At 75.5% G+C, this 703-nt stretch carries 2 protein-coding genes; one reads left to right on the top strand and one right to left on the bottom strand.

The features are described from left to right. Window positions 1-310: MerR family transcriptional regulator (locus tag G3I40_RS43530; RefSeq protein ID WP_164560315.1), on the bottom strand; the 310-nt coding region annotated here is incomplete at its 3' end. 155 nt (window positions 311-465) lie between these two features. Here G3I40_RS43530 and G3I40_RS43525 point away from each other — a divergent pair. Beyond that, the coding region (locus G3I40_RS43525; RefSeq protein WP_275410340.1) for a sigma factor at window positions 466-703 on the top strand (238 nt) is incomplete at its 3' end.

The raw sequence follows: 703 nt of genomic DNA, 5'->3' as shown, positions 1-703 counted from the left end.
GCGGCTGCGCGACGGCGGGGGCGGCAGGGCCCCTCTCGCGGCGTTTGCGGGCCAGGTCGGCGGCCTCGGCGGGCGGCAGGCCCGTCGAGGTGAGGCGGCACATCTCCTCTACCACCGCGATGTCCGGCGCCGACCAGCGTCGGTGGTGGCCCTCGTCGCGCCGCGCCGGGCCGAGGCCGTAGCGCCGGTCCCAGGTGCGCAGGGTCGTCGGTGACACTCCCAAGCGCCGGGCGAGGGCGCCGGTGGTGACCCCCGGCTGCGCCACCGCCGCGTCCTGCCCGTCCCGCGGTGTGACCCGCCCCTCGTCCATCGACTCACGATACGACGCACAAACGATGCGGGTTGCGGTGCGGCCCCGAGGGTTTCGAGGATGTCCGGTCCGGGGACGGAAGCGTGGCCCCTCCGTCCGGTTCCGTTCGTACGACGCCATGTTCCGGGCCCTCACGAGGAGTTGACGATTCGTCGATGAGCACAGCGGTCCGGCCGGGTGCGCGCGATGCGGGCACGCCGGACGACACGGCGGACCTGGCCGAGCTGTACCTGCGGTGGGCGCCGCTGGTGCTCCGGCTCGCCCGGCGGGCACTGGGCGACTGCCGCGAGGCGGAGGACGTCACGCAGCAGGTGTTCCTCGCCGCGTGGCGCGGGCGGAGCGGCTTCCGGCCCGAACGCGGCTCGGTGGCCGCCTGGCTGACGGGGATCACCC

This window comes from Streptomyces sp. SID14478 (assembly GCF_010548525.1).
GTDB lineage: Bacteria > Actinomycetota > Actinomycetes > Streptomycetales > Streptomycetaceae > Streptomyces.
Note: the sequence above shows the minus strand (reverse complement) of the source record. Positions and strands in the feature narration are given on the sequence as shown.